General features: G+C 72.7%; 7 protein-coding genes. 2 read left to right on the forward strand and 5 right to left on the reverse strand.

Annotation, left to right across the window (positions count from 1 at the left end; translation table 11 throughout):
- Positions 1 to 73: 73 nt before the first annotated feature.
- From GCU67_RS00215 to GCU67_RS00230, 4 genes are all read right to left on the reverse strand, one after another.
- Entirely contained in the window at positions 74 to 958 is an 885-nt protein-coding gene (locus GCU67_RS00215) for an amino acid ABC transporter permease (RefSeq protein WP_163608920.1), read from the reverse strand.
- Positions 955 to 1,602, reverse strand: coding sequence for an ABC transporter permease subunit (locus GCU67_RS00220; protein WP_163608921.1), 648 nt, complete (start codon positions 1,600 to 1,602; stop codon positions 955 to 957). Before GCU67_RS00220 ends, GCU67_RS00215 begins: the two co-directional genes overlap by 4 nt.
- 70 nt (positions 1,603 to 1,672) lie before the next feature.
- Positions 1,673 to 2,563, reverse strand: coding sequence for a glutamate ABC transporter substrate-binding protein (locus GCU67_RS00225; RefSeq protein WP_163608922.1), 891 nt, complete (start codon positions 2,561 to 2,563; stop codon positions 1,673 to 1,675).
- A 29-nt stretch (positions 2,564 to 2,592) separates the two neighbouring features.
- Positions 2,593 to 3,312, reverse strand: coding sequence for an amino acid ABC transporter ATP-binding protein (locus GCU67_RS00230; RefSeq protein WP_211660509.1), 720 nt, complete (start codon positions 3,310 to 3,312; stop codon positions 2,593 to 2,595).
- A gap of 211 nt (positions 3,313 to 3,523) precedes the next feature.
- On the opposite strand from GCU67_RS00230, the gene miaB reads away from it, so the two are divergent.
- Positions 3,524 to 4,987: a tRNA (N6-isopentenyl adenosine(37)-C2)-methylthiotransferase MiaB gene (miaB, locus tag GCU67_RS00235; protein ID WP_163608924.1), complete on the forward strand. Its 1,464-nt coding sequence runs from the start codon at positions 3,524 to 3,526 to the stop codon at positions 4,985 to 4,987.
- A 118-nt stretch (positions 4,988 to 5,105) separates the two neighbouring features.
- On the opposite strand, the gene GCU67_RS00240 is transcribed toward miaB, so the two are convergent.
- Positions 5,106 to 6,788 (reverse strand): DUF349 domain-containing protein, encoded by a 1,683-nt coding sequence (locus GCU67_RS00240; RefSeq protein WP_163608925.1) that lies wholly within the window; start codon positions 6,786 to 6,788, stop codon positions 5,106 to 5,108.
- Between the two features lie 40 nt (positions 6,789 to 6,828).
- On the opposite strand from GCU67_RS00240, the gene GCU67_RS00245 reads away from it, so the two are divergent.
- The coding region (locus GCU67_RS00245; protein WP_476738947.1) for a class III extradiol ring-cleavage dioxygenase family protein at positions 6,829 to 7,273 on the forward strand (445 nt) is incomplete at its 3' end.

Raw genomic sequence — 7,273 nt, forward strand, 5'->3', positions numbered from 1 at the left:
ACAGCTCCGGGCACGTCACCGGTGGCGGGGCCAGCGGGGACGTGCCCGGATCAGGTGCCGGTCGAGCGCGCGGTCAGGACTCCTGGCCCGGGACGACGCCCGCGGGCAGGGTGGGCGCCGCGGCGGCAGCGGTCTTCGCGTTCTGCCGGGTGCGCCGTTCGACGTACTTGGCCAGCTGCGACAGCAGCACGTTGATCACGATGTAGATCAGCGCGGCGGCGACGTAGAGCTGGAACGTGTAGTCGTTGCCGAAGCGGGGCGTGAAGTACTCGACCAGGCTGCGCGCCTGCCGGAGCAGCTCGAAGTAGCCGATGATGAAGCCCAGCGAGCTGTCCTTGAGCAGCACCACCAGCTGTGCGATGAGGATCGGCAGCATCCGGCGCACCGCCTGCGGGAGCAGGACCAGGGTCATCACCTGCGACTTGCGCATCCCGACGGCCAGGGCCGCGTCGCGCTGACCCCGGTCGACCGACAGGATGCCGGCCCGGACGATCTCGGCGATGACCGCCATGTTGTAGAGCACCAGCCCGGCGGTCAGCGCCACGTAGGTGCTCAGCCGGATGCCGAAGCCCGGCAGCACGAAGTACAGCGCGAAGATCACCACGAGCAGCGGGATGGCCCGGAAGAACTCGATGACCGCGGCGACCGGCAGCCGCACCCACCGGTGGTCCGAGAGCCGGGCGACGGCCAGCAGCAGCCCGAGCGCGGTGGCCAGGACCATCGCCAGCGCGGCCGCCTGCAGCGTGCGCAGCAGCGCCTCGAACAGCCGCTGCGGCACGTTGGTGCTCGGGTCGAACAGGATCGCCCAGCGCTGGCCGTCGAGCTGGCCGTTGCCGCCGAGCCGGACGAGCACGAAGGCGACGATCGCCAGGACGACGAGGGCGCCGACGACCGTGCCGATCCGGATGCGGGCGCGCGCCTTGGGGCCGGGGACGTCGAAGAGGACCGGTGTGGTCATCGGAGGATCGCCACCCGGCGCTCGATGCGGTGGATCCCGTAGGCCGAGGGCACGGTGATCAGCATGTAGCCGACCACGACCGCCAGCAGGATCAGCAGGATGTCCCCGGCGTTGGCGTTGGCCAGCCGGGGGAGGGTCGCGGCGAGCTCCGTGGTGGCGAAGCCGGCGGCGATTGAGGTGTTCTTGACCATGGCGATCCAGACGTTGCCGAGCGGGGGCACCACGGTCCGGAAGGCCTGGGGCAGCACGATCTCACGCAGCGACTGGCCGAACGTCAGCCCGATCGCCCGGGCGGCCTCGGCCTGGCCCGGGCCCACCGCGTTGATGCCCGAGCGGAGCGCCTCGGCGACGAACGCCGCGGTGTACATGCCGACGGAGACCACGGCCCCGACGAAGAAGCTGACCACGAAGTCGATCTGCGGCAGTCCGAAGATGATGAAGAAGAAGACGACCGTCAGCGGGGTGTTGCGGAAGGTCTCCACGTAGAAGGTCGCCAGCCCGCGCAGCGGCGGGATCGGGCTGACCCGCATCGCCGCCAGCACGGTGCCCAGGACGAGCGCCAGCAGGCCCGCCAGCAGGGACAGGCCCAGCGTCGTGAGGAAGGCGTCCCGCAGCAGCGGGAAGTTGTCGGTGAAGAACTGCACTGCGCCTCCTCTCGAGGCCGCGGCGCGGCACCGCCGGGTGGGTCACCACCCGGCGGCGCCGCGCGGGAGGTCAGTAGCGGTCGACGGACGGCGGCTCGGGCGCCTCGGTGCCGCTGATGGCGCCGGCGGTGGCGTCCCAGGCGGCGGCCCAGGAGCCGTCCTCGAAGGACTCCTCGAGGGTGTCGTTGATGAAGTCGCGGAACTCGTCGTCGCCCTTGGTGATGCCGATGCCGTAGGGCTCCTCGGTGAACGGCTCGCCCACCAGCTCGAACCCGTCGGGGTTGCCCGCGACCAGGCCGGTGAGGATGACGTTGTCGGTGGTGACCGCGTCGACCTGGCCGTTGGTGAGGGCGTCGGCGCACTTGGAGTAGACGTCGAACAGCGTCAGCTTCGCCTCGGGGTACTTGGTGCGGATGTTCTCCGCGGGCGTCGAGCCCTCCACCGAGCAGACGTTCTTGCCGGCGAGGGCGTCCGGGCCGGTGATGGCCAGCGGGTTGCCCTTGGCGACCATGATGTCCTGGCCGGCCTCGTAGTACGGACCGGCGAAGTCGATCAGCTGCTTGCGCTTGTCGTTGATCGTGTAGGTCGCGACGACCATGTCGACCCGGTCCTCGGTGATGGCCGACTCGCGGTTGGCCGAGACGGTCTCCACCCAGGTGATGCCCTCCGGCTCGATGCCGAGCTTGCCGGCGATGATCGCGGCGACCGAGGCGTCGAAGCCCTCGGGGACACCCTGGGGGTTCAGCAGACCGAACCCGGGCTGGTCGAACTTGGTGCCGACCCGGATCTTGCCGGCCTCGGACAGCTCGGCCATGGTCGTGCCGGCGGCGAACTCGGTGTCGGTGGCGACGGTCGGGGCAGCGCTGGCGGCCTGCTCGGCCTGGTTGCCGGCCTCGCTGGAACAGCCGGTCAGCACGACGCCGGCGGCGGCGAAGGCGGCCGCGACTCGGGTGATGCGCATGGAGGGTCCTCTCGTCGGTGTGCGGGTGGTCAGTGGTTCAGGATCTTGGAGAGGAAGTCCTTCGCCCGTTCCGAGGACGGCGCGGTGAAGAAGGTCTCCGGGACGGCGGACTCGACGATCCGGCCGGCGTCCATGAACACGACCCGGTTGGCCGCCCGGCGGGCGAAGCCCATCTCGTGGGTGACCACGACCATGGTCATGCCGTCCCGGGCCAGCGACGTCATCACGTCGAGGACCTCGTTGATCATCTCCGGGTCCAGGGCGGAGGTGGGCTCGTCGAAGAGCATCACCTTCGGGTCCATCGCCAGTGCGCGGGCGATCGCCACGCGCTGCTGCTGGCCACCGGACAGCTGGGCGGGCACCTTGTCGGCCTGGTGCCCGACGCCGACCCGGTCCAGCAGCTCGCGGGCGCGCTTCTCGGCGTCGGCCTTCGACTGCTTGCGGACCTTGATCGGCCCCAGCGTCACGTTCTCCAGGATCGTCTTGTGCGCGAAGAGGTTGAAGCTCTGGAACACCATGCCGACGTCGGCGCGCAGCCGGGCCAGCTCCTTGCCCTCCTCGGGCAGGCGCTGGCCGTCGATGGTGATCTCACCGCTCTCGATGGCCTCCAGGCGGTTGATCGTGCGGCACAGGGTCGACTTGCCCGACCCCGAGGGGCCGATGACGACGACCACCTCGCCGCGGTCGATCGACAGGTCGATGTCCTGCAGGACGTGGAGTTCGCCGTACCACTTGTTGACGCCGGACAGGCGGACGAGAGGCTCTCCGGTCGGACGTTCGGTCACAGCGGGTGACCCTAAGCGGCTCGCGGTGGCCCGGACGTCGCCGGGCCATCACGAAGCTGTAACGAACCCGTCGTCCGCCGGGGAGTTCCCGCCTGGCAGAGGTCCTCGTCACGTTCCGGTGTCCGGTCGAGGGCGGGCGGACGGCGTCCCCGGCGCACCTCTCTACGATGCGGTGGTGGACGGCAAGACCTACCTCGTGCGCACGTACGGCTGCCAGATGAACGTGCACGACTCCGAGCGGCTCTCCGGCCTGCTCGAGTCGGCCGGTTACACGGCGGCCCCCGAGGGCACCGACGCCGACGTCGTCGTGCTCAACACCTGCGCCGTCCGGGAGAACGCCGACAACCGCCTCTACGGCAACCTCGGCCACCTGCGCCCGGTCAAGGACGCCCACCCCGGCATGCAGATCGCCGTCGGCGGCTGCCTGGCCCAGAAGGACCGCGGGGAGATCGTCCGCCGCGCGCCCTGGGTCGACGTCGTCTTCGGCACCCACAACGTGGGGTCGCTGCCGGTGCTGCTCGAGCGCGCCCGGCACAACGCCGAGGCCCAGGTGGAGATCGTCGAGTCCCTGGAGGTCTTCCCCTCCACGCTGCCGGCCAAGCGGGACTCCGCGTACTCGGGCTGGGTGTCGATCAGCGTCGGGTGCAACAACACCTGCACGTTCTGCATCGTCCCGGCGCTGCGCGGCAAGGAGAAGGACCGCCGACCCGGGGAGATCCTGGCCGAGGTGCAGGCGCTGGTCGACCAGGGCGTGCTCGAGGTGACCCTGCTCGGCCAGAACGTGAACGCCTACGGGGTGGAGTTCCGCGAGCGGGGCGCCTTCGCCGACCTGCTGCGGGCGGCCGGCCGGATCGAGGGCCTGGAGCGGATCCGGTTCACCAGCCCGCACCCGCGCGAGTTCACTGACGACGTCATCGACGCGATGGCCGAGACGCCGGCGGTCTGCCACCAGCTGCACATGCCGCTGCAGTCGGGCTCGGACGACGTGCTGCGCCGGATGCGCCGCGGCTACCGGCGCGACCGCTACCTGGGGATCATCGACCGGGTGCGGGCCGCGATGCCCGACGCGGCGATCACCACCGACATCATCGTGGGCTTCCCCGGCGAGACCGACGCCGACTTCGAGGACACCCTCGACGTCGTCCGGCAGGCCCGGTTCTCCAGTGCCTTCACCTTCCAGTACTCCAAGCGCCCGGGCACCCCCGCCGCGGAGATGGACGGGCAGCTGCCCAAGGAGGTCGTGCAGGAGCGGTACCTGCGGCTGACCGCCCTGCAGGACGAGATCAGCTGGGCGGAGAACACCGCGCTCATCGGGCGTCGCGTCGAGCTGCTCGTGGCCTCTGGCGAGGGCAGCAAGGACGCCGCCCGCGGACGCCTCTCCGGCCGGGCCCGCGACGGCCGACTGGTGCACTTCACCGCCGCGGACGGCGTGCGGGCCGGTGACGTGGTGGAGACGGTCGTGACCGCGGCCAAGCCGCACTTCCTCGTGGCCGACGGGCTGCTGCTGTCCCACCGGCGCACCGCGGCCGGCGACGCCAGCGAGGCCGGCACCCGCCCGACGACGCCGGGTGTCTCCCTGGGCATGCCGCAGATCGGCGTCCCCGCCCCCCTGGCCGTGGCTGCGCCCGCCTGCGCCTGAGGCGACCTGCGCAGCGGTGACCCGTCCAGGACGGCCGACCCGGCTGCCTGGCGCTCCACCCCGCGGACACACGAAGGGCCCCCGACCTGATGGTCGGGGGCCCTTCGTGGCTGTCAGATCAGCGGCGGGAGGACGCCTTCTGCGCCTCGGCCAGCCACTCGCGCCGGGTGGACAGCGCGTCCTCGGCCTCGGCGATCCGCTTGGCGTTGCCGGAGGCCTGGGCCTTGGCCAGCTGCTCCTCGGCCTTGGTGACCGCGGCCCGCATCGACGTCAGCAGCGGGTTCTCCGGCTCGGCGGCCCGGGGGCGGCTGGCCTCGGCGGCACCGCGGACCTTCTCCTCGACCGCGCGCATCCGGTCCTCCAGCTGGCGCATGACGCCGCGGGGCACGTGCCCGATGGCGTCGTAGCGCTCCTGGATCTTCCGCAGCGCCTCCTGGGCACCGCGCGCGTTCTTGCCGGGCTCGATCTTCTCGGCCTCGGCGAGCAGGTCCTCCTTGGCCTTCTGGTTGGCCGTCTCGTCGGTGCTGCGCGCCTGGTCGTTGGCGGTGCGGGCGGCGAAGAAGACGTCCTGCGCCCCGCGGAACTTCTTCCACAGGTCGTCGTCGGTGTCCCGGCCGACCCGCGGCACGGCCTTCCAGCGGTCCATCAGCGCGCGCATCGCGGCGCTGGTGGGGCCCCACTCGGTGGAGGTCGACAGCCGCTCGGCCTCGGCGATGAGCTCGCTCTTGGCCGCGCGCGCCTCGGCGCGCTGGGTGTCCAGCTGGGCGAAGTGCGCGCCCCGGCGGCGGCCGAAGGCGTCCCGCGCGGCGGCGAAGCGCTGCCAGAGCGCCTCGTCGGTCTTGCGGTCGATGCCCTTGATCGTCTTCCACTCCTCGACGATCGCCTTGAGGCGGTCGCCGGCGGCCTTCCACTGCGAGGAGTTCTCCGCGATGTCCTCGGCCTCCGCGGCCAGGGCCTCCTTGCGCTGGACCTGGACGGCGCGCTGGGCAGCCTTCTCGGCCCGGTTCGCCGCGACCGCGGTGTCGGCCATGCTGACCATCGCCCGGGCCCGGGCGGAGAGGCTGTCGAGGTCGCCGACGGCCTGCGCCAGCGGGATCGTGTCGGCCAGCTCCTGGGCCTTGGTGCGGATCTCACCGGGGTTGCCGGTGTGCGCGGCCAGCCGCGCCTCCAGCAGGGTGACCTCGGTGGCCAGGTCGTCGAACCGGCGGCCGTAGTGGGCCAGGCCCTCGGCGGGCGCACCGGCCTGCCACGAACCGACCGAGCGCTCGCCGCCGGCGGTCTTCACGTACACGGTGCCGTCCTCGTCGACCCGGCCCCAGGCGGAGGGGTCGGAGGCCGGCATGGCCGGGACGACGCTCGGGACGTCGCTGGGGGCGCGGCCGCTGCGAGTGGGCGCGGGGCTGGCGGGGGCGTCCTGCGGCTCGGCGGCGTCGGGGGTGGCGCCCAGCGGGCCCTCGTCGACGGGCGCGAGCTCGGTGACGGCGACGTCCTCGGCAGCCGGCGCCGGGGCGTCGGTGTCCACCGGGGGAGCGGCGTCGGGGTCCACCGGGCCGGGGACGTCGGTGTCCACCGGCGGTGCGGCGTCGGTGTCCTGGGGGGCGGTCTCGGGGGTCACCTCAGCGGACGCCGGCTGCTCGGCGACCGGCCCGGGGTCGTCGGCCTCCGGGAAGGCGGCGTCGGGGGTGGCTCCCAGCGGCCCCTCGTCGACCGGGGCGACCTCGAGCACTGCTGTCTCGGGCTGCTCCTCGGGTGCGGTGGCGGGCTGCTGCGTCCGTTCTCCGGTGTTCTCCGTGCTCGACACGTGAGCAGTCTCCCACGACTCATCCGCGACACTCCCTGGCGTGAGTCCTCCTCCGGTCACGGTCGCCTTCTGTCCGCAGCCACCGCTCCTGCTGCCCGCCGTCTCCGGTGCGCCGGGTGCTGCCCTGACCGGGCTCCGTGCCGCGGCCTGCGCCGCCGTCTCGGTCCTCCTCGCCGCCTCCCCGTCGGTGGTGCTGGTCGTCGGCGACGGCCCCGACGGCCCCCCGTACGGGCCCGGTGACACCGGCGACCTGCGCGGCTTCGGGGTCGACCTGGAGGTGCCCTTCGCCGGGCCGGCCGCCCCGGGTGGGCGGCGGGTGCCGCTGCCGCACCTGGTCGGTGCCTGGCTGCTGGACCAGGTCGGGCACACCGGGGCGCGGCTGGGCGTGGGCCCCGGCGACCTGGCGGCGGCGCTGGCCGGGGCGCCCGGCCCGGTGGGCGTGCTGGCGATGGGTGACGGGTCGGCCCGGCGCACCGAGAAGGCCC

The organism is Modestobacter muralis (assembly GCF_010682105.1).
Classification (GTDB): Bacteria; Actinomycetota; Actinomycetes; order Mycobacteriales; family Geodermatophilaceae; genus Modestobacter; species Modestobacter muralis.